Origin of the sequence: Rheinheimera sp. UJ63, assembly GCF_021568285.1 — a bacterium.
GTDB lineage: Bacteria > Pseudomonadota > Gammaproteobacteria > Enterobacterales > Alteromonadaceae > Alishewanella > Alishewanella maricola.
Genome location: NZ_JAKGTQ010000001.1, coordinates 127902 through 153150 on the forward strand (window position 1 = coordinate 127902; position 25249 = coordinate 153150).

21 protein-coding genes, 3 tRNA genes and 1 other RNA gene are annotated in these 25249 nt (G+C 46.6%); 15 read left to right on the top strand and 10 right to left on the bottom strand.

Annotation, left to right across the window (positions count from 1 at the left end):
- Nucleotides 1–10 precede the first annotated feature (10 nt).
- Nucleotides 11–1312: a Xaa-Pro aminopeptidase gene (pepP, locus tag L1N97_RS00545; RefSeq protein ID WP_236128516.1), complete on the bottom strand. Its 1302-nt coding sequence runs from the start codon at nt 1310–1312 to the stop codon at nt 11–13.
- An 81-nt stretch (nt 1313–1393) separates the two neighbouring features.
- Nucleotides 1394–1975 (bottom strand): UPF0149 family protein, encoded by a 582-nt coding sequence (locus L1N97_RS00550; protein ID WP_229585038.1) that lies wholly within the window; start codon nt 1973–1975, stop codon nt 1394–1396.
- A gap of 170 nt (nt 1976–2145) precedes the next feature.
- Here L1N97_RS00550 and ssrS point away from each other — a divergent pair.
- The 4 genes from ssrS (at nt 2146) to serA (ending at nt 5050) form a co-directional block, all read left to right on the top strand.
- A non-coding RNA gene (gene ssrS / locus L1N97_RS00555) (6S RNA) lies at nt 2146–2329 on the top strand.
- Between the two features lie 66 nt (nt 2330–2395).
- The gene (locus tag L1N97_RS00560) at nt 2396–2995 is read left to right on the top strand and encodes a 5-formyltetrahydrofolate cyclo-ligase (protein ID WP_236128517.1); all 600 of its coding nucleotides are present in this window, start codon (nt 2396–2398) and stop codon (nt 2993–2995) included.
- Between the two features lie 88 nt (nt 2996–3083).
- Nucleotides 3084–3740, top strand: coding sequence for a ribose-5-phosphate isomerase RpiA (rpiA, locus tag L1N97_RS00565; RefSeq protein WP_226749923.1), 657 nt, complete (start codon nt 3084–3086; stop codon nt 3738–3740).
- Nucleotides 3741–3823: 83 nt separating this feature from the next.
- Nucleotides 3824–5050, top strand: coding sequence for a phosphoglycerate dehydrogenase (gene serA, locus L1N97_RS00570; protein ID WP_236128518.1), 1227 nt, complete (start codon nt 3824–3826; stop codon nt 5048–5050).
- 320 nt (nt 5051–5370) lie between these two features.
- On the opposite strand, the gene L1N97_RS00575 is transcribed toward serA, so the two are convergent.
- Both L1N97_RS00575 and gltX read right to left on the bottom strand, forming a co-directional pair.
- Entirely contained in the window at nt 5371–6159 is a 789-nt protein-coding gene (locus L1N97_RS00575) for a DUF481 domain-containing protein (RefSeq protein ID WP_226749921.1), read from the bottom strand.
- A gap of 76 nt (nt 6160–6235) precedes the next feature.
- Nucleotides 6236–7648, bottom strand: coding sequence for a glutamate--tRNA ligase (gene gltX / locus L1N97_RS00580; protein ID WP_236128519.1), 1413 nt, complete (start codon nt 7646–7648; stop codon nt 6236–6238).
- A 204-nt stretch (nt 7649–7852) separates the two neighbouring features.
- Between gltX and L1N97_RS00585 the strand changes: the two genes are divergently transcribed.
- The 6 genes from L1N97_RS00585 (at nt 7853) to L1N97_RS00610 (ending at nt 12038) form a co-directional block, all read left to right on the top strand.
- Nucleotides 7853–7928, top strand: a tRNA-Val gene (locus tag L1N97_RS00585).
- A gap of 120 nt (nt 7929–8048) precedes the next feature.
- Nucleotides 8049–8124 (top strand) — tRNA-Val (locus L1N97_RS00590).
- 108 nt (nt 8125–8232) lie between these two features.
- Nucleotides 8233–8308 (top strand) — tRNA-Val (locus L1N97_RS00595).
- A 584-nt stretch (nt 8309–8892) separates the two neighbouring features.
- Nucleotides 8893–9516: a sulfotransferase family protein gene (locus L1N97_RS00600; protein WP_236128520.1), complete on the top strand. Its 624-nt coding sequence runs from the start codon at nt 8893–8895 to the stop codon at nt 9514–9516.
- Between the two features lie 397 nt (nt 9517–9913).
- The gene (locus tag L1N97_RS00605) at nt 9914–10819 is read left to right on the top strand and encodes a cation diffusion facilitator family transporter (protein WP_236128521.1); all 906 of its coding nucleotides are present in this window, start codon (nt 9914–9916) and stop codon (nt 10817–10819) included.
- A gap of 67 nt (nt 10820–10886) precedes the next feature.
- Nucleotides 10887–12038 (top strand): GGDEF domain-containing protein, encoded by a 1152-nt coding sequence (locus L1N97_RS00610; RefSeq protein ID WP_229585033.1) that lies wholly within the window; start codon nt 10887–10889, stop codon nt 12036–12038.
- A gap of 11 nt (nt 12039–12049) precedes the next feature.
- Here the strand turns inward: L1N97_RS00610 and L1N97_RS00615 are convergent, their stop codons facing one another.
- Nucleotides 12050–12598, bottom strand: a complete 549-nt coding sequence (locus tag L1N97_RS00615; RefSeq protein WP_236128522.1) for a DsrE family protein — start codon at nt 12596–12598, stop codon at nt 12050–12052.
- 171 nt (nt 12599–12769) lie between these two features.
- Here L1N97_RS00615 and L1N97_RS00620 point away from each other — a divergent pair, with 171 nt between their 5' ends.
- Complete coding sequence (locus L1N97_RS00620) at nt 12770–13021, top strand: YdcH family protein (protein ID WP_229585031.1); 252 nt, start codon at nt 12770–12772, stop codon at nt 13019–13021.
- Between the two features lie 97 nt (nt 13022–13118).
- Here L1N97_RS00620 and L1N97_RS00625 read toward each other — a convergent pair whose 3' ends face one another.
- Complete coding sequence (locus tag L1N97_RS00625; protein ID WP_236128523.1) at nt 13119–14018, bottom strand: AraC family transcriptional regulator; 900 nt, start codon at nt 14016–14018, stop codon at nt 13119–13121.
- Between the two features lie 169 nt (nt 14019–14187).
- On the opposite strand from L1N97_RS00625, the gene exaC reads away from it, so the two are divergent.
- Nucleotides 14188–15708: an acetaldehyde dehydrogenase ExaC gene (gene exaC / locus L1N97_RS00630; RefSeq protein ID WP_236128524.1), complete on the top strand. Its 1521-nt coding sequence runs from the start codon at nt 14188–14190 to the stop codon at nt 15706–15708.
- Between the two features lie 221 nt (nt 15709–15929).
- Here the strand turns inward: exaC and L1N97_RS00635 are convergent, their stop codons facing one another.
- Nucleotides 15930–18014, bottom strand: coding sequence for a collagen-like triple helix repeat-containing protein (locus tag L1N97_RS00635; RefSeq protein ID WP_236128525.1), 2085 nt, complete (start codon nt 18012–18014; stop codon nt 15930–15932).
- Nucleotides 18015–18274: 260 nt separating this feature from the next.
- Here L1N97_RS00635 and L1N97_RS00640 point away from each other — a divergent pair, with 260 nt between their 5' ends.
- Nucleotides 18275–19273 (top strand): amidoligase family protein, encoded by a 999-nt coding sequence (locus L1N97_RS00640; RefSeq protein WP_236128526.1) that lies wholly within the window; start codon nt 18275–18277, stop codon nt 19271–19273.
- Between the two features lie 4 nt (nt 19274–19277).
- Nucleotides 19278–19976 (top strand): gamma-glutamyl-gamma-aminobutyrate hydrolase family protein, encoded by a 699-nt coding sequence (locus L1N97_RS00645; RefSeq protein ID WP_236128527.1) that lies wholly within the window; start codon nt 19278–19280, stop codon nt 19974–19976.
- Nucleotides 19977–20037: 61 nt separating this feature from the next.
- Here the strand turns inward: L1N97_RS00645 and L1N97_RS00650 are convergent, their stop codons facing one another.
- The gene (locus tag L1N97_RS00650) at nt 20038–20745 is read right to left on the bottom strand and encodes a DUF1499 domain-containing protein (protein ID WP_236128528.1); all 708 of its coding nucleotides are present in this window, start codon (nt 20743–20745) and stop codon (nt 20038–20040) included.
- A gap of 300 nt (nt 20746–21045) precedes the next feature.
- On the opposite strand from L1N97_RS00650, the gene L1N97_RS00655 reads away from it, so the two are divergent.
- On the top strand, nt 21046–22671 hold the full coding sequence (locus L1N97_RS00655; RefSeq protein ID WP_236128529.1) for a response regulator: 1626 nt from the start codon (nt 21046–21048) through the stop codon (nt 22669–22671).
- On the opposite strand, the gene L1N97_RS00660 is transcribed toward L1N97_RS00655, so the two are convergent.
- Nucleotides 22661–23131 carry a DUF2919 family protein gene (locus tag L1N97_RS00660; RefSeq protein WP_229585023.1) on the bottom strand — a complete coding sequence of 157 codons (471 nt, stop codon included), beginning with the start codon at nt 23129–23131 and terminating at the stop codon, nt 22661–22663. The genes L1N97_RS00655 and L1N97_RS00660 overlap by 11 nt on opposite strands.
- A 53-nt stretch (nt 23132–23184) precedes the next feature.
- Complete coding sequence (gene ligA, locus L1N97_RS00665) at nt 23185–25224, bottom strand: NAD-dependent DNA ligase LigA (RefSeq protein ID WP_236128530.1); 2040 nt, start codon at nt 25222–25224, stop codon at nt 23185–23187.
- Nucleotides 25225–25249 lie beyond the last annotated feature (25 nt).

The window sequence follows — 25249 nt, forward strand, 5'->3', positions numbered from 1 at the left end:
GAAACAGGCTTTACTTCATTAACTGCTCTATCTCGGTAAGGCTTTTTACACAGCTGGCGGTAAGGTTCTCGTAGCCATCAGCCGTTACCAAAATATTGTCTTCAATTCGCACCGCAAGCCCCCACCATTTTGCGGCGGCGGCACAACCGGCAGGAAAATACAGACCCGGTTCAATGGTTAACACCATACCGGCGACAAAGGGTCGATCTTGCCCCGCGATTTTATAAGCCCCGACGTCATGCACGTCTAAACCTAGCCAATGACCAATACCGTGCATGAAATATTGTTTACAGGCTTTTTGCTGAATAAGTTCAGTTAACTCACCTTGTAATATACCCAGCTCAACTAAGCCCGTGGTTAAGATTTGTTCCGCTAAAGAGTTTAAATCGGCAAAGGTACAACCGGGTTTCACGGCAGCAATACACGCAAGCTGTGCATCTAACACTAACTGATAAATGGCTGCTTGCTCAGGTGTGAAACGCCCATTGACCGGAAAGGTACGGCTAATGTCGGCAGCATAACCTTGCAACTCACAGCCAGCGTCAATCAATACTAAGCTGTTATCCGCCAACTGACTGGCATTTTCAACATAGTGCAAAATACAGCCATTTTCGCCACTGCCAACGATGCTGTTGTACGCGGGGAAACGTGCGCCCTGACGGGCAAATTCATGCAAAATCTCCGCTTCCAGCTGATATTCCCAGGCACCGACCTGACAAAAACGCATCGCACGCTGATGCGCTTGGCTGCTGATCTGCGCCGCTTGCCGCATAATGTGCAATTCTTCCGGCTGCTTAACCAAGCGTTGTTCACTACTGAGCGGTCGTAAATCGTGCCATGCCGTCGGAGCACTGTCGCCACGCTTTTCGCGCTGCCGCAACACCGCCATGATCTGACTAATTTGCTGCTCTAAGCCTGAGTGTTCACCTAAATTAAGATATACCGCCGTTTTACCATTTAACGCCTGAGTAAGCTGTGTTTGCTGCTCAGTTTGACTACAGGCCTCAAGCCCCAGTGTTTTAAGCGCCGCTGCGGGGCCTAAGCGTCGACCTTGCCACATTTCAGCGAAAGCATCTTTGTCGCGGCACAGCAGTAAACTGGTGCTGTCAGCATCGGTTGCTTTGCTTAAAATCAGTAAGGCATCCGGCTCGTTAAAGCCGGTGTAATACCAAAAATCGCTATGCTGGCGAAAAGGATACTCGGTGTCACGACTGCGCGTTTGCTCTGAAGCCGCGGCGATAATCGCCACACTGTGCTCGGGTAGTTGCGCAAGCAGTTGTCGACGACGTTGCTGAAAATATTCGGGTAACATAAAGCCTCGGTTTGGGTCATCTGCCAAGCTGTATTTGGCCTAAGCGCACCTTTCGCTTAGCCTACAACGCCCATCAACAGATTAATGCAGTGTTTTACTTACAGGGCCTTTATCTTGAAACTTTTGCCCGACATCGTTAAAGCAACTGAACACCATTAACCGAATATGTTCGAGTACCATGTAATAAGCTTCTTCGTTTTCTTCAGCACTGCTATCAGAGCTGGTAGTAAGATCCACTTTGGTCACTTCGGTCAATTGCTCTACCGCTTCGCGCACATCTTCTGACACTAAAGACAGATCCGTTTGCTGCACCGCAAAACCAACTAAAAAGGCTTGTGTCCATTCCACCATGGCTTCTAACCGTTCAACCAAGGCATCATCTTCGTTGGGCAGCAATAGTGCAAAATCGTATTCACCGCTTTGTAAACTGATAGCAGTATTGCTAATTAACTGCTGGACGTCGGCTTTTAGCGCTGCAGGTAAAGCCTGACCATCATTTAAAAAATCGTATAACACGGCTAAGAAGTCAGCCGATTTCGCAGATAAGCCACCGCTGAGTAAACCACTAATTAAACCATGCAGCTCGGCGGCCGATGCCATCACATGGGCTTGCTCAAGTGCCGTACTCCAACGATCATAACTGTGAATCAAAGAACCGGGCATAGCACCCCTCGCCTAAAAAAATCAAAGTAGCTTATGCTAACACCCCCACCCGTTTTGGCCAATACTGCTAGGGCTATGCTCTGCAGGCCAAAGTGCATAAACAAACAGCAAACAAACCGACAATTTATCGAATAATTTAGACAGCGCCGTTACGGATGTTATACTTAAGGCGTTCTCTGGGTTGTTTGTGTGCTTGTTGACGTCCCTGAGCCGATAATTGTTTTACCTAGGGATGCTTTTGCGTTGCTTTTGTGCAGGCCCGGCTTGTACTGGGAAGCCTACGGTGACCATTGGCCTTCCGCCTTGAACCTTGGGTTCAAGGGCTTAAATAAGTTACGGCAACTTGGAGAACACTTACAAACCGCCTCAGGCTCAGCGGTTTGTCTTTGTCATTCCGATTTTGCGAGGCTGCAGCAAGACATGTTAAGTCGTCAGCAATTGCGTACAGAAATGCGACAGCGTCGCCAAGCCCTTTCTGCCGCAACCCAACATAGCGCCGCCCTTGCGCTCTGCCAGCAAATCCTTAGCCAACCTGACATCATGTGCCAACAACACTTTGCTTTATACCTAAGCAACGATGCCGAAATTAATACCAGCCCATTAATCAACGCCTTACTCAACGCTAATAAACAGCTGTATTTACCGGTACTGCATCCTTTTGTCAGTGGCTATTTGTTATTTCAGCATTACTTGCCTTCAATGCCGATGCGAACAAACAAATTCGGTATTGCCGAGCCCGTTTGGCATTGCCAACACATTAAACCGGTGGCCGAGCTCGATGTTATTTTTACGCCCTTAGTCGCTTTCGATGATCGTGGCCAACGCTTGGGTATGGGCGGTGGTTTTTACGATCGTACGCTTGCGCCGTTAAATCATCTCGCTGCGCCAGCGCGCACACCGCAATTAATTGGTTTAGCGCATAATTGCCAGCAATGGCCTGAATTACCCATAGCGCCCTGGGATCAGCCCATGGCGGCTATCGCGACACCTTCACATTTTTGGCGTTTTAACGCCGACTGAGCAGACAGAGCAAAAGCAACACTGTCTTTTTTTAACACAGCCGATATAATATCCATCTGTATGGCTAAACGTATAAAGTAGATAAGCAATGACTCAAGATGAAATGAAACGAAATGCTGCCCGCTCAGCACTGGCTTTTATCCCTGAGAACTCGATTGTCGGTGTCGGTACCGGCTCTACCGTGAATCATTTTATCGATGCCTTAGCCGAGATTAAGCATAAAATCACTGGCGCTGTGTCTAGCTCGGAGCAATCCACAGCACGATTAACCGCGCTGGGTATTCCGGTGTTCGACTTAAATGACGTGGCGAGCTTTAATGTGTATATCGATGGCGCTGACGAAATTAACCCGCAGCGCCATATGATTAAAGGTGGCGGTGCCGCATTGACTCGCGAAAAAATTGTTGCCGCCGTAGCCGATACCTTTATTTGTATTGTTGATAGCAGCAAGCAAGTAGACGTGATGGGCCGTTTCCCGTTACCGGTTGAAGTGATCCCAATGGCCAGCGCCTATGTTAGCCGCGAATTAAGCAAACTGGGTGGCAAACCGGTTTTACGCCAAGGCGTAATTACAGATAACGGTAATCAGATCATTGATGTACACGGCTTAGCCATCACCGATCCGCTGCAACTGGAGCAACAATTAAACAATATTGTCGGCGTAGTTACCAACGGTATTTTTGCTCAGCGTAATGCCGATATCGTGCTGGTTGGCACAGCTAACGGCACCCAAACCTTAAAATAATAAAATGCAGCACCGAAGCTGCAGCAATACGACGACAATCATAGGCAGCATTTTTTAATTTAATTAAGCACAAGAGACGTGACATGGAAAAATTTTCGCTAGCAAAAGACAAGATTAAAATCCTGCTGCTCGAGGGTTTGCACCACAGTGCCGTACAAACCTTTAAAGATAATGGTTATACCAATATCGAGTATCTGAAGACTTCGTTACCAGAAGATGAGCTGATTGAGCGAATCAAAGATGCACATGTGATCGGTATTCGCTCGCGCACTCAGCTGACCGAGCCGGTATTAGATGCCGCCAATAAACTGATGGCAATTGGTTGTTTTTGTATTGGTACTAACCAAGTGGATCTGCATGCCGCGTTAACTCGCGCCATTCCGGTGTTTAATGCGCCCTTCTCTAACACGCGTTCGGTTGCCGAGTTAGTATTAGGCCAATTAATTATGCTGTTACGTGGTATTCCACAACGTAACGCCGCTGCCCATCGTGGCGAGTGGTTAAAAACGGCAGACCAATCGTTTGAAGCCCGCGGTAAAACCTTGGGTATTATTGGTTATGGCCATATCGGTACGCAGTTAGGCATCATGGCTGAAAATATCGGTATGCGCGTGCAATTTTATGATATCGAAAGCAAATTAGTGTTAGGTAACTCAACACAAGTTGATTTAGAAACCTTACTGAAAACCTCAGATGTGATCAGTTTGCATGTACCTGAAACCGTACAAACTCAAAACATGATTGGTGAAACAGAACTGGCGCTAATGAAACAAGGCGCGATCTTGATCAATGCTTCACGCGGCACGGTGGTCGATATTCCGGCACTCACCGCCGCTTTAGAAAGCCAAAGGTTGGCCGGCGCCGCCATTGACGTCTTCCCTATCGAACCCAAAGGCAACAGCGAAGAGTTTGTTTCACCCCTGCGTCAATTTGATAATGTAATTTTGACTCCGCACATCGGTGGTTCAACCCAAGAAGCACAAGAAAACATTGGCTTTGAAGTGGCGGGTAAGCTGGTGAAATACAGCGATAACGGTTCAACACTATCCGCTGTTAACTTCCCTGAAGTATCCTTACCCGAGCACAAAGGCCGCTCACGCTTGTTGCATATTCACAAAAACCAACCTGGTATGCTGACTAAGATCAACGAAGCTTTTGCAAGGCATAATATCAATATTTCTGGTCAGTACTTACAGACCGTACAAGAAATTGGTTATGTGGTAATTGATATTGATTCTGAAGATAGCGAACTGGCGTTAAATGAATTAAAAGCGATCCCAGGTACATTAAGAGCCCGTATCCTGCACTAATTGAACACCAACTAGTGAATGCGCTTAAAAAATGACCTTGAGTCTAATACAAATCAGTTGAGCATGACCTGTTTGCTCTAATTCAACCGTTGAAGGCCATGGATGGCCGGACAAATTCGTTGGGAACGAATTTGAACAGCTTTGTTGGCCCGGAAGGGTGAACTTCAGGAATGAAGTTCATCATCGAGCCTCAGGGATGATTCATGACGTGTTGATGTGAGCAAACCGCGTCATGCTAAACATTACACTGCTCGATATTAACCCTAAATCCCTTTTTTGTTTTGTTCAATATCTTAAAGCTTAGCTGTACCACCACTCATTTAAAAAGCATAAACCAGTGAAGCCGACGTTTCTGTATCTGTCGTTTCAGCATCGCCTTCAGGCTCAGAGTTATAGTTCACACTAAAACTTAAACGCATGCCTAAACGACCATTAATTTGCGATGTTAACGACGTGCGACTGGTAAATATCGAGTTATTGCCATCCAGCGATACGTTTCCCTCAAAAGTCTGCCGAAAACGACTGCCTTTATACAACTCTTGATCGAAGTTGGCCGCTAAAAACCAGATTAAACCACGGCTAGTGTTACCCGATGCTGCTTCGCGATAGGCAAAACCCGGGCCGGTTTCTAAGTCTAAATAGTTAGCTTGGTGCTCATAAATACGGTTAGCATAACCTGTTACCAACTGCCCTTGCTGTTTAAAAGCCCCGAGCATGTCATAGGCATAGGCTGCACGGCCAAAGAATGACTGTGTACCACTTAGGAATTTATAATTGCTTTGCCCCGTGAACGCGTAACGCTTTATGGTCGTTTGGCTAGTCACATCACCGGTGTCTGTATTGGTAAATTGATTTTTTTGTAACCGCCCCTGAAACTGATACTTATTCCGAAAATACTCAGTGTCATGCACCATTTCGGTGACCAGCCGCCAGCCTCGTGCTTCGGTATTTCCGTCGATAAACAAAAAGCCGAGTTCGATATCACCCGTAATGGTGCCCAAAATACCCAAATCGATAAATTCAGGCAACGTTCCCGCATCGTTCTCGGGTTCTTCGTTGGCGAGTACACTAAAGGACAGTAATCCGAGCAAAAGTATTAAAACAGGCATGTTAGGCGTAATTTCTTTATGGGGTTTCTAAGTAATGCTAGCGCCGAATCTTCAGACGCTAGCTCTGGCTAACCGCTTAGTTACTTTCAGCGCGTTGCTTTATATAGTCAAGTGCTAGTGTGATCCGCGCTAAAGCACGCTCTTTGCCGACTAAATACAACGTCTGATCCAAAGCAGGTGAGTTACCGCCACCGGTAACCGCCACACGCAATGGCATGCCGACTTTACCCATACCTAAACCCAATGCTTCTGCTGCTGCATTAATCGTTTGGTGGATATTGGCCGCATCCCATGTGCTGAGTTCAGCCAGTTTGGCTTGAACTAACGCTAAAGGTTCCGCTGCAACAACACGTAAATGCTTTTTCGCTGCATTTTCTTCAAACTCGCTGAAGTCTTCGTAAAAATAACGGCTGACTTCTACCAACTCTTTTAGCGTTTTTACCCGCTCAGCTTGCACGCTAATCACGTCAGTAAGCGCCGGGCCGTTTTCAGTATTCAGCTTTTGCTCTGCCAGATGCCAAGCTAAGTGCTCAGCCACCTGCTCTGCTGGCAGCGTTTTCATATAATGCTGGTTAAGCCAAATCAGCTTGTCAGTATTAAAAGCAGAGGGTGCGCGGTTACAGGCAGACAAATCAAAGAGATCTTTTAATTCATCAATACTAAAAATTTCTTGATCACCATGAGACCAGCCCAAACGCACTAAATAGTTTAATAACGCCTGCGGTAAGAAACCATTATCGCGATACTGCATCACGCCAACAGCGCCGTGGCGCTTGGATAAGCGCTTGCCGTCATCGCCTAATATCATCGGTACGTGTGCGTATTTTGGAATATCTGCACCCAATGCCGCTAAAATGTTCATTTGCCGAGGCGTATTGTTAACATGGTCATCACCGCGGATCACATGAGTAATCCCCATTTTCCAGTCATCTACCACTACGGTCAGGTTGTAAGTTGGGGTACCGTCGCTACGAGCAATAATCAAATCGTCCAGCTCGGCATTAGCAATTTCAATGCGGCCTTTGATCATATCGTCAATTACCACGACACCATCTAGTGGGTTTTTAAAACGAATAACATAAGGCTTGTCGCTCGGGTGATCGGTTCTGTCACGCCACATACCGTTGTATTTGGGTTTTTCCCCGGCGGCCATTTGCGCTTCACGCATGGCGTCTACTTCTTCAACAGTACAAAAGCACTTATAGGCTTTGCCTTCAGCTAATAATTGCGCAACCACCTCTTTATATAAATCAAACCGCTGAGTTTGATAATAAGGGCCTTCATCGTGATCCAGCCCCAACCACTGCATGCCTTCTAAAATGGCATCAACCGATGCCTGCGTCGAACGCTCTAAATCGGTATCTTCAATACGCAGGATAAATTTACCCCCCTGCTTTTTAGCGTATAACCAGCTAAATAAGGCAGTACGAGCACCACCAACATGCAAATAACCGGTTGGGCTTGGGGCAAAACGAGTCACCAATGACATAATTTTTCCATATCTGACTGAACAAGCTATAAGCTGGCTATTGTAGCAATGCCAGCCGCAGGATGCACCAAAGCTGTCGTTGTTCATGCAGACTTTTTCGGCAATAGGCAAAATGCTGTTCACTTTTGCGGCAAGCGGTAGCATTTTCAGAAAATAAAGTTGACACTCTTTTCTTGCTGCCTATAATGAGCGCCATCACAGCGTGGATTGTTAGCTCAGCTGGGAGAGCACCGCCCTTACAAGGCGGGGGTCACTGGTTCGAACCCAGTACAATCCACCAATTTGATGTTTTAAACTTAAATGAGAGCACCGCCCGCTCTTTGCTAAGACAGGGTTGCCACTGATTTGAATTCAGTACAATCCACCAATTTGATGCTCCCTTCAGGTAAAACTGAAAACTGGATTGTTAGCTCAGCTGGGAGAGCACCGCCCTTACAAGGCGGGGGTCACTGGTTCGAACCCAGTACAATCCACCAAATTTTTTTAAACTTAAAAGAGAGCACCGCCCGCTCTTTGCTAAGACAGGGTTGCCACTGATTCCTACTCAGTACAATCCACCAATTCTGCAAAAGTTATACTCCCATGGATTGTTAGCTCAGCTGGGAGAGCACCGCCCTTACAAGGCGGGGGTCACTGGTTCGAACCCAGTACAATCCACCATATCCTTTTTTTAAACCAATCCAATTTCTTGTTTGCTCAGTTTTAAGAGCACCGCCCGCTCTTTGCTAAGACAGGGTTGCCACTGATTCAAACACAGTACAATCCACCATATCCTTTTTTTAAACCAATCCAATTTCTTGTTTGCTCAGTTTTAATAGCACCGCCCGCTTTTTGCTAAGACAGGGTTGCCACTGATTCAAACACAGTACAATCCACCAAATTCTATCTGAAACTCATCTAATTTATTGCCAACTCAGCTGGGTAAGCACCGCCTGCTCTTTACCAAGACGCGGTTGTCACTGGTTCGAGCGTTTCACGCCGCACCGTACAATCCACCATATCCTTTTGAAACCAATCTAATCTATTGTTAGCTCAGCTGTAAGAGCACCACCCGCTTTTTACCAAAAGATGGTTGCCATTGGCCCACCTGCCAAGCACTAACATTAATATTTGCTATCCCTGCCTCTCTGACCTAGGCTTTTATGCAAGCTACACATCACCACTTACTATTTTCAATAGCTAACCTATTATCATCGTTGCCTTCTTAAGTCGTTGGGCGCACAGAACAACTAAAGGAAGTAATTATGACATTACACGTTATAGGTCTTGGCCTTGGCCGCACGGGCACCTTTTCACTTAAAACGGTGCTTGAACAACTTGGCTTTGGGCCTTGCCATCATATGGAGCGCATTGCCAAAGACCGCGCAACACAAGTGCCGCTGTGGAACAAGGTGCTCGATAAAACGACGGGGTTTGAGCAGGTATACCGCGGTATGGCAAGTGCCGTAGATTGGCCCACCGCCGCCTTTTCTGAAGAGTTACTGCAAGCTTATCCCAATGCCAAATTTATTTTAACCCATCGCGATGCCCAGTCTTGGGCTGAAAGCTTTGGTTCAACAATCTATACCTTATTAGCCGCGCGCAAAGACACACCACCCGACGTACAAGCCTGGCTCGATATGGTCGTTAAGATAATTGAAAAGTCTGGCTTTAGTATGGGGCTGGATGCCCAAGGCTTAGCTGAGCGCTTTAACGCGCATAATCAACGGGTTAAAGCCTTAATTCCCAAAGATCAGTTATTGGTTTATCAAGTAAAAGAAGGTTGGCAACCCTTATGTGACTTTTTAGATGTGCCAGTGCCGAGCACGGATTTTCCGCGCACCAATAATCGTGAAGAATTTTGGGAACTGATCAAGGGCGCGACCTAACCTTTCTATGTTAATCAGCTTAAAGGAGCATACGTTAAGTGCGTATGCCCCTTCGTTGTGTTTCAGATTTTGTCGGATTCATTTGCCAATAACATACTGGCTCTGTTGGTACAATTAACCAAAGTAGCGCATTGTAATAAACAACAACCTACCTCAATTCAGCATTCAAGGCATTGCCCTAGATTTTATCCATTTAAGCAACAAACTGACAAACTCAAACAACATCCACATCGTCATTGCAGATTCAGATAATGTGCTTGCAACGTTTACTTCAGTGACCAAACGCATAGACTAAGTGTGAGTTATACGTCAAAACGAACATACGGTCATGGCTGCACTGTAGTATGCTGTTAATATCATCACTCGATCACACGCAACGTGCAGCAGGAAACCGCTTATGCCCCATTCCCACCACCATGGCACAGAAAACCTTGGCGATGGCAAACTGCTTGTTGCCGTGGTCATCAATGTTTTACTCACCGTAGCGCAAATTATTGGCGGTATCATCTCGGGCAGTTTATCGCTGATTGCCGATGCCATGCATAATTTAAGTGATGCCGCTTCGCTGGGTATCGCCATCTTTGCCCGCAAGATAAGCCGTAAACCCGCCGATGAATTGAAAACCTTTGGCTATAAACGGGCCGAAGTGATTGCAGCGCTAATTAACCTCACCACCTTAATCATTATTGGCTTATATCTTATTTACGAAGCGTTATGGCGTTTAGCTGAGCCACAAGAGATCGCCGGTTGGCTGGTGGTTATTGTGGCCAGTTTTGCGTTGCTAGTCGATGTGGTCACCGTGCTTCTGACGTATGCGCAATCAAAAAACAGTATGAACATTAAAGCCGCCTTTTTACATAATGTCTCCGATGCCCTCGCCTCCGTGGCAGTGATTATCGCCGGCACCTTAATTTTGCTTTACCAATGGTACTGGGTGGATACCTTGTTGACATTACTGATTGCCGGCTATGTGCTTTGGCAAGGTTTTAGCATGCTGCCTAAAGCTAACCATTTATTGATGGATGGCACACCTGAGCATATAGACATCCCACAGGTTATTACGGCCATGCAAGCGGTAGATGGCGTAACAAACGTGCATCATGTGCATATCTGGCAAGTCGATGAACAGCACAGTGCGCTTGAGGCGCATGTTGTGGTGGAAAACATGGATGTGGCAGCACTGGAGAAAATAAAAACCACCTTAAAAGCACTATTAGCCCGTGAGTTTCGTATAGGTCATTCCACCTTAGAATTCGAGCATGCCACCCTGACTAACTGCAATAACGCGCAAGTTTGTCATTAATTTTGCTATGCTTGTAATGAGATTTTAAAGCGGACTAGTCACTTCTTTGCCTTGTCCTGAGGAATACATGCATTTACCCACTGTTGTGATATTAGCTCTGGTAATAAACCTGATTGTGGGTTTTTATTTATACTTACTTTATCGGCGCAAACCCAAAGATCGCTGCTTTCGACTTTGGTCATTCTCATCCATCAGTTTTGTGCTGGGTGGCACGCTCGTCGCCTTACGCCCTTATGATATTGCCGCGTTTTTCACCTTCTTTGTTGCTGATTGCTTGTTGTTATTGGCGCCAATATTGGTGCTGGCGGGGCTCATTCAATTTTCACGTTTTCGCTATACTCGGCGCCGGCGCCAACACGCTTTTGTGCTGTTGGCACTGATCGTCATAGCATTGCTAAGTGTCTATCAGCATCCAGGTATCTTGAGTGTGCTGGTTGCGCTGGTCATCGGTGTCACCTTCTGTTTATGTGCCGTGTTGTTAGAAAAATCGGTAATCACCGAGCCAACCTTTACCCGCTCACTTCAAGGTATTTTTCTGCTGCATGCGCTGACCATGTTTACCCAGATAATGATGATCCTCTGGCAATGGCAATCTTTAGATATGAATGGCTTACCCGAAAGCTCGGTCTATACCCTGCTCAGCCATATCTTACTGACCACCTTTACCGCTTTATTGCTACCCTGGTTATGCTTTTTAAAACTGGAACGCAAACTCACCTTAAAGTCGCAACGCGATGGCTTAACCAAACTGGCCAATCGCGAGCATTTTTTCAATCAGGTGGAACGTTATTGGCAACAACAGCGCCCTCTGCCTGCCGTATTAATGATGATCGATATCGATTTCTTTAAAAAAATTAACGATAAATTTGGCCATGCGGTAGGCGATAGCGCAATTAAAGCCGTGGCACAGTTGTTATCTAAACAATTGCGTTGTAACGATATTATTGGCCGTATTGGCGGTGAAGAATATGCTGCACTGCTGATCGATCTGGATGAAGCCACCGCACTAAAAATTAGCCAACGACTCTGTGAACAAGTTGAAAAACAACTGCAATTTGTGGCTGATGCCAAGGTCGAACTGACCATCAGTATCGGTTTAGTGCATGTGGATACCTCACAACACGACTACGTGAGTGCGCTAAAAGCCGCAGATGAAGCGCTTTACAGCAGCAAGCGCGCTGGCAGAAATACCGTAACCCTCGGCGCAGTTGGGCTTTGACACCAAGAATTTTAGAATGGATTAATGGCAAAGCCTTGCTGTTGCAATAGCGCGTGAGCCGTCATCGCAGAAAGCGCCATATTCACACCGGGTAGCAAGTCAGCATTACTGATGCCATTAGCGGCAGCACTTTGTCCACAAAGGTAAAATTTGACTCCCTTTTCCTGTAGTTGTGCGATAGCAGTGGCGCTGCTATTTTTTAGTCCATCTTTATTGGCGGCAAAAAACTTTGGGTTTGTCATCTCTAAAGAGGCACTGCCATGCACTACCACGGCCAGCTGAATATTTTCTAAAGGCACACCCGCTGCGACATGCATATTGATAAATCGAGCCGCACTTTCTATCGACCGATTTAACTTGCCTGGTTCTGCAGCTTTAGCGACGTCGAAAGCCAGCTTAAATACCGTATTGACTGGCACCGGCTCAGTTTGTTGCACGGGTGCTGTCGGCCCGAAATCTTTAAACACGGGGCCGGTTTTAAAATTGTCCAGTTGCGCAGCTAAGGCATTTTCAGTGCAAAGCAATAAGGGTATTAATAAAAGAAAACGGTGTATTTGCATGGTAGTGTCCAACGATTGTTTATAAAGACTATACCTAGCACCCGCGTAATCAACATGCAAGGCCTGCCCCTGTGGTTTCAAACAACTCTGTGACCGAGATCAATAAACCTTTTTTAATTTACGCCTATACTTATCAGGGTAAGACAGTAATTAATCGCATAAGGAAATAATATGACGCTTGAAAAACATAGCTTTCTCAGTGAGTTTCCCGATCATCACCATACTATTCGCCATTTAAAGATGCACGACCGGCACTTTGCCAAGTTATTTGATGAATACAACGACTTAGATCACGAAGTATTTAGTATTGAATCTGCCGGTACCCCTACTACGGATGACAATTTAGAGCAGAAAAAAATGCGCCGTGTACAGCTTAAAGACTCGCTGCTTGCCATGGTAAAAAAAGAAGAAGCCGCGCAATAACACCAAGCCAAATAATCTTATTAACCACAGCTACGTTTAACAAAAAATGTAGCTGTGGTTTTTCCATCTGCCACTAAACTAGCCGTTTACGCAGCGGCTAATTGGCTTTAGCGATATGGATAGGCGCTGCCCCAAAGGTTTGTTTAAACACCCGGCTAAAGTGGCTTGGGTTATTAAAGCCTAACTGATAACACACTTGGCTTATCCGCTCGCCAGTTTGCAGTAACCGATAAGCCTGTTGTAAGCGCAATTGCTGCTGCCACTGCGCTGGGGTTACCCCAAAAGCTAATTTAAACTGCTGATAAAATTTACTGCGGCTCATGCAAGCAATTTTGCATAACGTTTCAATTTGAATATCTTCGCTTAGGTGTTGCTCAATATAGTTCAGCACATTACCCAGCGGTGTTGTTTGGTTGTTTTGCTTACAACTGGCCAACAGTAATTCGCGGCTTTGCTGCTGTAATAAACGGGTAATCAATTCGTTTAGCGACAATTCAATTAAATAGTCACGGTGCTGCTCGTTTTCACTGAACAGCGTGATCATTTTTTCCAGTAACTGCTGCGTTTGCGAATTATGCTGGCCGTGTACCAGCTTCGGCACATAATGAAAAAAATCGCTATGGCTAATTTCTTGTTTGAAATTCAGCGCATCGGCCACGTTACGGATTTTATCGGTACTGATTTCAATGGCAAGGCAGGTGGTGGGCTGTTGCAGTGATGCCTCTGGAAAGTCGATAAGTACCTTTTGCCCGGGCGCCAGCACAAAAGATTGATGCGGTAAAAACGCGCTGTGGTATTGGCAATCGGCGACATGCATCACTTTTTTGCCCGTTAGCATACCGCAAAATAATAACTCACTAGAGTGTAACGCCACCTGCTGCGCATCTTGATAGGTGTCATAAATACTGAGTTCAGCGTGTTCACCAGCAAAGCTCACTTTGTTTTCAACAAGCACATTAATGCGTTGGCGTTTTTGGGTGAGTACCGATGTTGTCATAGTCTCCCTCAGTTTGGACAAATAGACAAAAACTCTGGACTAGCAAGCAAGCGTGCTGAATACACCTGCGCTAATGTGAACTTATGGCGGCTAAAAAACAATAACTTCCCGCCAGATTTAGCAAATTAATTGCTTAATGCAAGTTCACTATTTAGACAAAGGATAGACTATGATTTATGCAAATCCAGGTACAGCGGGTGCCTTAGTTAACTTTAAAGCGCAATATGGTAACTATATTGGTGGTGAATGGGTCGCCCCCATTAAAGGCCAGTATTTTGATAACAAAAGCCCGGTAAACGGCAAGGTGTTTTGCCAGATCCCACGTTCGACTAAAGAAGATATCGAATTAGCGCTCGACAAAGCGCATCTCGCTAAAGCCGCCTGGGGCAGTACCTCTGTAGCGGCACGCAGTAACATTTTACTGAAGATTGCTGATCGTATGGAGCAAAACTTAGAGATGTTAGCCGTCGCAGAATCTTGGGATAACGGCAAAGCCATTCGTGAAACCCTGGCCGCCGATATACCGCTGGCAATTGATCACTTTCGTTATTTTGCCGGCTGTATACGCGCCCAAGAAGGCAGTATTGGTGAGATTGACGAAACCACTGTGGCTTACCATTTCCATGAACCACTGGGCGTGGTTGGCCAAATTATTCCGTGGAACTTCCCGATTTTAATGGCCGCATGGAAACTTGGGCCAGCACTGGCGGCCGGTAACTGTGTCATTTTAAAACCTGCCGAGCAAACGCCCGCCTCTATTTTAGTGTTAATGGAATTAATCGGCGACTTACTGCCAGCCGGGGTGCTGAATGTGGTAAACGGCTTTGGCAAAGAAGCCGGTGAAGCCCTTGCAACCAGCAGCCGTATTGCCAAAATTGCGTTTACTGGCTCTACGCCTGTTGGCTCACACATTTTAAAGTGTGCCGCAGAAAATATTATTCCGTCTACCGTTGAGCTTGGCGGTAAATCGCCAAATATCTTTTTTAACGATGTGATGGATAAAGACGATTCATTTCTTAGCAAAGCGATTGAAGGTGCGGTGCTGGCCTACTTTAACCAAGGTGAAGTTTGTACTTGCCCGTCACGGCTGTTTATTCAAGAAGATATTTACGAGCAATTTATTGCGCGCATTTTAGAGCGCACGCTGCAAATCAAGCGCGGCAACCCACTGGATAGCGAAACCATGGTCGGCGCTCAAGCCTCCCAAGCACAGTTTGATAAAATTTTAAGTTACATTGAAATCGGCAAAAAAGAAGGCGCACAGGTGCTAACCGGCGGTCAGGTTGAGCAACTAAGCGACGATTTAAACGGCGGCTATTATATTCAGCCCACCATCTTAAAAGGCACTAACGATATGCGGGTATTCCAAGAAGAAATTTTTGGCCCAGTGATTTCGATGTCAACCTTTAAAGATGAAGCCGAAGCCCTGCAGCTGGCTAACAGTTCAGAATTTGGCTTAGGCGCTGGGGTTTGGACGCGCAATATGAATCGCGCCTATCACTTTGGCCGTAAAATTGAAGCCGGTCGGGTGTGGACGAACTGCTACCATATGTATCCGGCGCACGCGGCCTTTGGTGGCTATAAGAAATCCGGTATTGGCCGAGAAACCCACAAACTGGCACTGAATCATTATCAGCAAACCAAAAACTTATTGGTCAGTTACAGTGAAGATCCGTTAGGTTTCTTCTAACCTAAGCGTTTGCAAACCTGATAAACCTATAGTGTTACAGGTGAATATCCGCCCTCAGTGCAGGGCGGATGTCGCATTGCTTCAGCATGTAAATTAGCTTAGCGCAGGTCTTTAACGGGTAAAGGATAAACACTAAGCGCAAAGTGATTAACGAAAAACCGGCATCAAGTCATACCGGTTTTTATGCTATAGCGCTTATCGCACACTCCTGAATCAGCGCATCACTGCCGATTACTCAGATACACTGGAATAATCGCCACCGACTCGGGGGCCGTTACCGCAAAACTGGCGTTGGCAGCAATATTACCACCGGCACTGTTCAAGATATTATCAAAGCGTAACACGCGGTTATTCGACTTTTCGGCAACATACAGATGCTCACCGCTATACATAATATCAACCGGATTACCGAGCAAGGTATTCGCGCCACTGATATTAACGGCTATGTTGGTTAAACCTTCAGCACTGCTGGCATTATTTATAATATAAATTTTACCATCGGTGGCATCGGCCGCACTGCCCACATCAGAGACTATTAACGCATCACTGGCAAAATCATAATCAATACCATGTAAATTGGTTGGCGCTGCCACAGCAACACCGGAGACCGCGGGGGTGATCATACGATCTGCAGTGCTAATGACACTGCTACCCGCTAGCCATTTCGCTCTAACTTGATTAAACACCGCAACACTGCCATTGGTTAAGGCGACAAAAGCACGATCTGTGGTGGGATCATAATCAACATCCCACGGTTGCGCCGGGGCGGTGTTTAAGGTTAATAGTGGCGCGGCATTACCGCTAGCACAGGCTGAATAAATGAATACGCCCGGTGTTGTCGCATTATTTTCAGCCACAAAAATCAAACCTGAGGCAGAATCAACATCTAAGCCTTTGGGTGAAATTAAGCCCGTGTTACTTCCGGTAATGATCCGATCTTGCGCCGCAGAATATTGCTCGCCTAAGCGCATAGTCGCGACACGGTTAGAAATCACAATGCCACCGCTAGTCGCCGTATCAAAAGTGGTGTAGCTGTCACCGGCTAAATCAAAGGTGACGCTTTCAATATTTTGTAGCGCATTATATTGGCCTAAGTTACTGGTTAAAGGCGCATTTAATCGGCTTATTTGCCCTGTTGTCGGGCCTGTTACCGCGGGATTACTGGATACCGCAACGCCGAGTAACACCGCAGCACTGCTGATATCAGAAATATCGGCGTCTTGGCGCGAAGCGGTCAGTTCAACCAATGCTTCAGGTTTAATGGCGCTGGTTGTTAAATCAGGCGCAATATCACCGCTTGCACCTGCAAAAATATTGGCGTACACCAAAATGGCATCATTGGCTTTTTCGGCAATGCGTAATTCGCTGCCCGATAAAATAATATCTACCGGATTACCCAGTTTAGTTGCGGGGCCTTTAATGACTCGGCTGGGCACAACATTACCATCGACCATTGATATGTTATTAAGTACAAAAATTGCGCCATCGGTGGCATCGGAGGCACTGCCAACATCCGAAAGGACCATTTTGTCAGATAAACGATCGTAGGCAATCCCATGTAAATTAATCGACTGTTTAGCCCCATTGCTATCAACCGGGGTGATATTGCGCGTTGGCATCGCGGCATAGTTGCTTGCAACATAATTATCGTAAACCGACAATACGCCATTTGTTAGCGCCACATACAGCCTATCGTTATTGTCATCGTAAAACAGATCCCACGGCATCGCATCGGTGGTGGTGGTAGCTAACGGCGCGACATTCCCCGCCGCGGCGCCGCCATATACGGTGACTTGCATTGCGGTTTGATCGGCAATAAACACTAAACCACGCATCTGAGAATAGGCAATTCCTTTGGGATTAACTAAACCGGTTGTCGCACCGGTAATTTCCCGATCACGATTTAGGTTAAACGCAGCGCCATCAGCACGTTGTGCTATCTGACAAAAGGTTTTAAGGCTACCGTTCATGCTGTCACCGGCTTGCACTAAATTGCCCAGCGGATCAAGCGCCAGCCCTTCATTATTTAAGCCCGTTAAACGTTTCAGCATAGCGGCATTTTGATTAACCACATCCACGGTATTGCGGTTATCCGTGCCATTGTTAGCGATAAGAAAATTAGCGGCGGCGAAACCGGGCTGGCCATTGTTACCTATGGGGCCAGGCTGGCCTGGTTGCCCTGTGGCGCCCATTTCACCGGGTGCACCATCATCACCATTACAACCCGATAAAGCCAATAACATGGCGAGAGCTAATGCGCTTAAAGCTAAAGGCCCTGTCGGCCGAACTAATTTTGATGTTGTCATGACGTTGTCCTTACGTTTATCAACTGAGTTTGATGAGTGGCATAGCTATTGGCTTTGCTGCTAAATACTCATCTTCAATTGCAGTAACGACTCACTTGAATAATTAGATGCAACTATTTGGATATTTTTTATCAATGAAATCGGCAATTTAAAACCTGTTTAATATCAGTATGTTTGTTGAAAATTCGCACCTTGCCTTCATTCGCGATACTATAAGTAATTGCTTTAAGAACATTGTACTTACACGTTAAGGAGCCATTTTGAGTGAGCATAACACCACGCATTGGCTGCCACCTCAGCAGCAAAATCATCAGAATGCCGAACGACAAGTCGGGGTTGAATTAGAATTTGCTGGCTGCCAGCCCGAGTCGATTGTCGATTGTATTACCGCAAGTTTTGGCGGTAAGGTAATTAAACATTCGATCTTCAACTACCAGATCAAAGACAGCCGTGTAGGCGATTTTCGGATGGAACTCGATGCTGAACTCTTGCAAAAGATCGTTGCGACAGAAGAGAGTGCGCAGCAAAGCAGTGCTATTTATCAAGCGGCCGAGCAATTATTGAAATCGGCAGCAGAGCAACTGGTGCCTTGGGAAGTGGTCACGCCACCGATCAACGTCGGTCAGTTGGCTGAATTGAATACCCTCTTTCATTGTTTACGCGAAAATGGCGCGGTCGGCACACGCAAAGCCGCACGTTATGCCTTCGGTTTACACTTAAATCCCGATCTGCCTAATCTTCAGGTGACAACCTTAGTCAGGTATCTGCAAGCCTATATGTGTTTGTATGATTATATTTATGCTAAAGAGAACATCGACCTCGTGCGCAAGCTTACGCCCTATATCGATAACTTTAACAAAGACTATATTCTTAAGGTGGTAGACCCACAGTATCAACCTGATTTAGATAGCTTTATTCGCGACTATATGGCGTACAACCCGAGCCGCAATCGCAGTTTAGATTTATTACCATTAATTGCGCACATCGATGAAAAATGGGTAGACACGCATCCAGAGCGCGCCTTAATCAAGGCTCGGCCCACCTTGCATTACCGCTTACCCAACTGCGATATTGATAACCCGAATTGGGATCTATCTAAACCCTGGCAGCGCTGGCTTAAAGTTGAACAACTGGCGGATCAGCCCAAACTGCTAGCACAATTTATCGATGAGTTTCGTGCCGACTATCAACGCTTGACGCGCGATCTTGATAAAAAATGGCTAACCCGCAGTACAGAATTACTGCAAAGGTTAGGCTAACGCAATGATGAAAAACGCTACCAAACCGCTTATCGCGGTAACTGGCCCACGTAAACGCTTTCCCATTGGTTGGTGGGCTATCCGTTTTAATCTATGGCTGGTGGGCTTGCGCGGTATTTATCTTTACCCTGGCGGGCCAGAGCTGAACCAGCCGATCAGCGGGCTGATTATTAGTGGTGGCGATGATATTCATCCTGAGCATTATGGTGAGGGTGCACGCGAAACCAGCCGTTATGACCCCGCTCGCGATAAACTGGAAATGACCCTGCTTGAACAATATCTCGATTCGGGGCTGCCCATTCTCGGCATTTGTCGCGGCGCACAGCTGCTTAATATTGTGGCGAACGGCTCGTTACATGCCGATATCCGCCCTGATCGCCAGAAAACCCCCAATGCCTACACCGCATTACCGGTTAAAGAGGTCACGGTGGCACAGAAGAGCCAACTGAGCCATTGTGTCTCGCCCAGCCGCTTTAGTGTCAATAGCCTGCATAACCAAGCGGTTAAACGCTTAGGCGATAACCTGATTATTACCGCCAGAGATGCCGATGGTTTTGTGCAAGCGATTGAGCATAAGCATCGATTTGTAGTGGGCGTGCAATGGCATCCCGAGTATTTACCCTATCTGCCCGCACAACGTGAGCTGTTTCGCTGCTTTGCGCGGGCGGTAAAGCGCTTTAGCAAAGGCAACAAGGCAAATTAAACAAATAATAAAGGGGATGTCTGCCATCCCCTTTCGCCTTACTGCATTTACGTTGTAAAGATTATAACGCGCTATTGATGCTGCTGATTAAGCTGTTAATACGTTCAGCATTTTTACCAACATCACTTCTGCCGACGCGTGATTTACTGCGAATATCCAATAAGCGCATCTCGCCGTTATCCACCACGCGAATAATCACATCATCTTTAAAGCCGAACCATGCCGTGGTGTGCGTCGCTTCGATAATACCGGCTGTGCGGTCAACATTGACGATTTCCATGCCGTAGCTTTTCACTGCGGCTTCGGCTGCAGCAAACACTTGCTCAAGGCTTTGGGAATATTGCTGGGTCGCCAGCTCAGGATAGGCAACACGTTGCTGCTCGGCCGTTTCTTCGCCAGCATACGCGACCGGGTTGGGGGCATCTGCCCGCAACGGAGCAATGGCAATAAACTCAGGTGGATTGACTAAGTCAGTCGAAATATCATGAATAGGCGGTACTGAACGCGCTTTATTCAATAAACTGACGGGCACTGCCACCGCAAATAGGGCCAACAATGCTGAAGCAGCGGCTAAACCCCAATTACTATTTTTACGTTTCAGCACTAAGTACACTAATAACAGTACTAGGGCTGCGCCTCCCACATAGACACCATAACGCAGGCCAGCAAAAGCCGTGCTCAGCGCAAACAGGCCATATTTATATAACAGGCCAGGCAACACTACCATTAAAAAGGCAACGAAACTGACCAGAATCACTAAGATGTTCATACCGTGTATCCTATTATTGTTTTAGCTGTTGATGAAATACCAGCAGTTAATACTAGCAGGGATCGCATCTGGACTTATGTTAATCTTATAAACTTAGGCTTTAATCGGTAAAAGACGTTTTTAGCCACTTTGCGCCAAGCGCTATGTGGCGAAGCCTAGGCTTGAGCCAGCGCAAGGCAGCTTAACTAAAAACCTCTTAAAATCAGCAAAATATGCGATGAATAATTGCGACTAAGCAGTTATTCTGTGCAAAAAAGTTGCTATAGTGTGTTTGACTAACCTTTAGGATTATTGCCAACGATGGATAGCTCGCTAGAACGCGATGAACGAATTCTGATTATTGACGAACAAGCCTTGTCACAGAGCTATTTACGCTATGCGTTAGAAAAGTTGAGCTATCAAGATATTACGGTGGCCGATCGGCCGCAACTTGCCCTTACCCTGTGTCGAGAAAATCATTACGATCTGATTATTTGCTCTTACAACCAAGGTGAAGGCAAAGACGGTTACCAACTATACGAAGAACTGAAATTTAATGGCTTACAAAAATACACCACCGGTGTCATTTTTATCAGTGCTGAAACCGATCCTACCCTTGTGCACAGTGTTATCGAACTGCAACCCGACGAGTTTTTAGCAAAACCTTTTGCCATTAAAGACTTGCAGGTGCGTATCGAGCGGGTCTTAAAACGTAAAGAACAACTTCGCCCACTCTATCAATTATTAGATGCGCAAAACCATGATGCCGCTCTAAGCTTTATTGATGAGCAACTGTCTGATGCCAACCAGCGCAAGTGGTTTCCGTTATTATTAAAGCTCAAGGGCGATATTTTATTAAACTTGGCGCGTTATAAAGAGGCCGAGCAGTACTTTCAAGCGATGCTGGCGATCCAACCCTTTAACTGGGCGCGCATGGGCTTGGTGCGCTGCTATTTAAAATTGGATAAAGAGTCGCAGGCTTTTAGTGAATTAGAAGCGATGCTGATGCGTTCAGACAGCCGCTTATTTGCTTTAGATCTGCTTGCCGAATTAGAGTTTAAACAAAAACGTTATCAAGAAGCGCAGCAGCATCTGATTGATGCCGCTGATTTAGCACCACGCAATTTATTACGCCAACAAAAGCTGTTTCATATGTCGCGGTTAAATCATGATTATGAAACGCAATACCGTGCGGCAAAAGACATGGTTAAATTTGCACGGTTTTCAATTTTCGAACAGCCCGACTTGTATCTCAATTTGGCCAGAGCCAGTATTGATTTTGCGCTGAGCAGTGAAGATGAAGAACAGAACGTGCGTTTAAATCGCCAAGCTACCCAGAGCTTAGTCAGTTTACAAAAACAGTTTAATAAGCATGAACTGTCTGAGCAGCAACATATCATTCAAGCGCGGTTGCATTATTTACAAGATAATAAAGAAAAGGCCAAAGCCTTACTGCGTAGTTTAAAAGTCGATACGCCCATTCATTCGTTAGAAGATGCGCTGGATAAAGCTAAAGCGATGCATGAAGTAGGCTTAACTGAAAATGCCGAACATTTGTTTGAGCAGATCAGTGATTATTGTCTGAAAAACCAAGCGGATCCGATGTTAAATGCTTATTTACAACAAGAAAAAGCCGAGCGCAAACAAATGCAACTGGGCCCACGCGAACTCAACAACAGTGCGGTGCAGTTATATCAACGTGGACATTGGGAGCAGGCATTCGCCGCGTTCTCATTAGCCCATCAGGTGATGCCTAGAAATGCGGGTATTGCGTTAAACTTGTGGCAAACCATTCTGACTTCACCGCGGCCGTTGTGCCCGATAAAAGAGCAAAATAAGTTATTACGTCAGTGCCAGCGAATTATTGAGCAAGCGATGTTAAAACCCGATCAGCAACAGCGCTATGATCAACTTAAACATAAACTGACACCGGCCGCTAATCTTTAGTAACCGGTAACGGCCACTCTCGAAACACCTCTGGTAAGGTACGCGAGCGACACAGCCAGGCAAAGCCTAGCCCTAGCCCTACTACGGTAAACAAACGCCATGGGGCATCTAAAATGGCATCGGCCGGCAGATCATACAGCGTATAGGCCAGATCAGCACCACAACAAAGCAGTAAAATGGGTAAACCAAAACGCCAGACATGCCGCCAGCCGGCATGACGTTTATCACTGCGCTGCGACAAGGCGGCAACAACCAGTAAAACGGGTAACGCCAATAAGCAGGCAATCAGAAAATCTTGCTGCTGCGGATAAAACAGTTTCAACATGTCTTTTTGCTGCGCAGGTACGGTTAACACCAAGACCCAACTCAGATAAGGCCGCAGCAATAAAATCAGTAACCAATATAAACGCATCGGTACAGGGACTAAACCGTATTTATCTAATAATGGCCACTCTTTCATCAGCTGCCTCGCCAACATAACATCGCCATTACTGCCCACACTGCAAATATAGATTACGCATCGACAAGCCCATGTTGCTGAAACAATTGCAGCATAGCAGCTTCATCCCACACGGGCACATTGAGCTCATTGGCTTTTACCAGTTTCGAACCGGCATTGTCTCCGGCAACCACCGCATGTGTTTTGGCAGAAACCGAGCCCGAGACCTTGGCACCTAAGCGTTGCAATAACGCTTTTGCTTCATCGCGGCCCATGCTTTGTAAGGTTCCGGTCAGCACCACGGTTTGCCCCGCTAAGGGCTGCTCCGTTGCTGCAACTTTGCTCATGGCAGGCCAGTGCACACCTTGGGCCAGCAGATCGGCTACTACGGCCTGATTATGTGGCTCAGCAAAGAAATGGCCCAGATGCTCTGCCACTACTGAACCGACATCACTGACCGCCAATAATTGCTCGTTGCTCGCTTGCGCTAAGGCATCTAAGGATGCAAAGTGCGTGGCTAAATTCAGCGCAGTCGCCTCACCGACTTCACGAATGCCTAGAGCATAAATAAAGCGCGCTAGGGTCGTGGTTTTAGCCTGCTTAATCGCCTGCAACAGCTTTAATGCTGACTTTTCGGCCATCCGCTCTAAACCCAGCAAAGACGGCATATCTAAGGCAAAAATATCGGCCGGTGCTTTTACCAGTGCATGATCGACTAATTGTTCCACGAGCTTATCGCCAAGACCGTCAATATCCAGCGCTTTGCGCGACACAAAGTGCTTTAACGATTCTTTTAGCTGTGCCTGACAACTTAAACCGCCGCTACAACGTGCCACGGCTTCACCACTGACGCGTTCGATATGCGCCTGACAAACTGGACAACGGCTTGGGAATTGCACCGGCACAGTATGCTCAGGCCGCTGCTCTAACACCACACCGACAATTTGTGGTATCACATCTCCCGCCCGGCGAATAATCACTTTGTCACCGATTTGCACACCAAGACGGTTAATCTCATCCTGATTATGCAAGGTCGCATTACTGACGGTAACGCCGCCCACCGACACCGGTTCAAGTCTGGCAACAGGCGTAATGGCACCGGTGCGGCCAACTTGAAAATCGACATCCAGTAAGGTGGTTAGCATTTCTTGGGCTGGAAACTTAAAAGCAATGGCCCAGCGCGGTGCTCGCGCAACAAAACCCAGAGCCTGTTGCTGCGCTAAGTTACTGACTTTAATCACCACGCCATCAATTTCATAAGCCAACTCGGCACGTCGCGTTAAGATCTGCTGATAATAATCCAGCACCGCCGACTCACCCGTCACTAACTGAATTTCCGGACAGACCGGTAAGCCCCACTGTTTTAATTGCTGCAAACGCTGATAATGACAAGCACTATCTAACAGCTGTGTCGGATCTTCAACTTGCCCAACGGCATAGGCGTAAAACATCAGTGGTCGAGTGGCAGTGATGGCCGGATCTAACTGGCGTAAGCTGCCAGCAGCGGCATTACGTGGGTTGGCAAATAACTTATCACCGCGTTGCCGTGCCTGTTCATTTAAGCGGGCAAACCCCGCAAGCGGCATAAACACCTCACCCCGCACTTCAAGCACTGCCGGGATCGACTCGCCTTTTAGCTGTAATGGAATGGCTCTAATGGTTCTGATATTGCTAGTAATATCCTCGCCGGTATAACCATCACCGCGTGTTGCTGCTTGTACTAACTGACCGTTTTCGTAGAGAATACTCACCGCTAAACCATCCAGTTTTGGCTCACAACAAAAGCTAAACTCACCGCTGAGATCCAGCCTGTCACGCATGCGCTTGGTAAAGGCGCTCAGATCTTCGGCGGCAAAGGCATTGTCTAAAGATAGCATCGGTAAGCGATGCTGTACCTGCGAAAACTTCGCCAAGGGTGCACCGCCCACCCGCTGTGTCGGTGAGTCTTGGGTAATGAATTCAGGGAACTGTTGCTCTAGCTGTTGCAGCTCACGATACAGACGATCATATTCCGCATCAGGGACGGTCGGTGCATCCAGCACATAATATTGATAATTATAGTCTGCCAGTTGTTGGCGGATAGCAGCACATTGCTGTTCAGCTGTTGGTTTCATAAGCGGGCTTAACTCTCGACGAAAA

What these genes read in the sequence shown, in the direction of transcription:
- L1N97_RS00655 (WP_236128529.1), top strand. Translation starts at nt 21,046, where the DNA reads ATGGATAGCTCGCTAGAACGCGATGAACGAATTCTGATTATTGACGAA.
- L1N97_RS00650 (WP_236128528.1), bottom strand. Translation starts at nt 20,745, where the DNA reads ATGAACATCTTAGTGATTCTGGTCAGTTTCGTTGCCTTTTTAATGGTA.
- ligA (WP_236128530.1), bottom strand. Translation starts at nt 25,224, where the DNA reads ATGAAACCAACAGCTGAACAGCAATGTGCTGCTATCCGCCAACAACTG.
- L1N97_RS00615 (WP_236128522.1), bottom strand. Translation starts at nt 12,598, where the DNA reads ATGCAAATACACCGTTTTCTTTTATTAATACCCTTATTGCTTTGCACT.
- L1N97_RS00610 (WP_229585033.1), top strand. Translation starts at nt 10,887, where the DNA reads ATGCATTTACCCACTGTTGTGATATTAGCTCTGGTAATAAACCTGATT.
- serA (WP_236128518.1), top strand. Translation starts at nt 3,824, where the DNA reads ATGGAAAAATTTTCGCTAGCAAAAGACAAGATTAAAATCCTGCTGCTC.
- L1N97_RS00605 (WP_236128521.1), top strand. Translation starts at nt 9,914, where the DNA reads ATGCCCCATTCCCACCACCATGGCACAGAAAACCTTGGCGATGGCAAA.
- L1N97_RS00625 (WP_236128523.1), bottom strand. Translation starts at nt 14,018, where the DNA reads ATGACAACATCGGTACTCACCCAAAAACGCCAACGCATTAATGTGCTT.
- L1N97_RS00600 (WP_236128520.1), top strand. Translation starts at nt 8,893, where the DNA reads ATGACATTACACGTTATAGGTCTTGGCCTTGGCCGCACGGGCACCTTT.
- L1N97_RS00575 (WP_226749921.1), bottom strand. Translation starts at nt 6,159, where the DNA reads ATGCCTGTTTTAATACTTTTGCTCGGATTACTGTCCTTTAGTGTACTC.
- L1N97_RS00550 (WP_229585038.1), bottom strand. Translation starts at nt 1,975, where the DNA reads ATGCCCGGTTCTTTGATTCACAGTTATGATCGTTGGAGTACGGCACTT.
- L1N97_RS00645 (WP_236128527.1), top strand. Translation starts at nt 19,278, where the DNA reads ATGATGAAAAACGCTACCAAACCGCTTATCGCGGTAACTGGCCCACGT.
- L1N97_RS00635 (WP_236128525.1), bottom strand. Translation starts at nt 18,014, where the DNA reads ATGACAACATCAAAATTAGTTCGGCCGACAGGGCCTTTAGCTTTAAGC.
- rpiA (WP_226749923.1), top strand. Translation starts at nt 3,084, where the DNA reads ATGACTCAAGATGAAATGAAACGAAATGCTGCCCGCTCAGCACTGGCT.
- pepP (WP_236128516.1), bottom strand. Translation starts at nt 1,312, where the DNA reads ATGTTACCCGAATATTTTCAGCAACGTCGTCGACAACTGCTTGCGCAA.
- L1N97_RS00560 (WP_236128517.1), top strand. Translation starts at nt 2,396, where the DNA reads ATGTTAAGTCGTCAGCAATTGCGTACAGAAATGCGACAGCGTCGCCAA.
- L1N97_RS00660 (WP_229585023.1), bottom strand. Translation starts at nt 23,131, where the DNA reads ATGAAAGAGTGGCCATTATTAGATAAATACGGTTTAGTCCCTGTACCG.
- exaC (WP_236128524.1), top strand. Translation starts at nt 14,188, where the DNA reads ATGATTTATGCAAATCCAGGTACAGCGGGTGCCTTAGTTAACTTTAAA.
- gltX (WP_236128519.1), bottom strand. Translation starts at nt 7,648, where the DNA reads ATGTCATTGGTGACTCGTTTTGCCCCAAGCCCAACCGGTTATTTGCAT.
- L1N97_RS00620 (WP_229585031.1), top strand. Translation starts at nt 12,770, where the DNA reads ATGACGCTTGAAAAACATAGCTTTCTCAGTGAGTTTCCCGATCATCAC.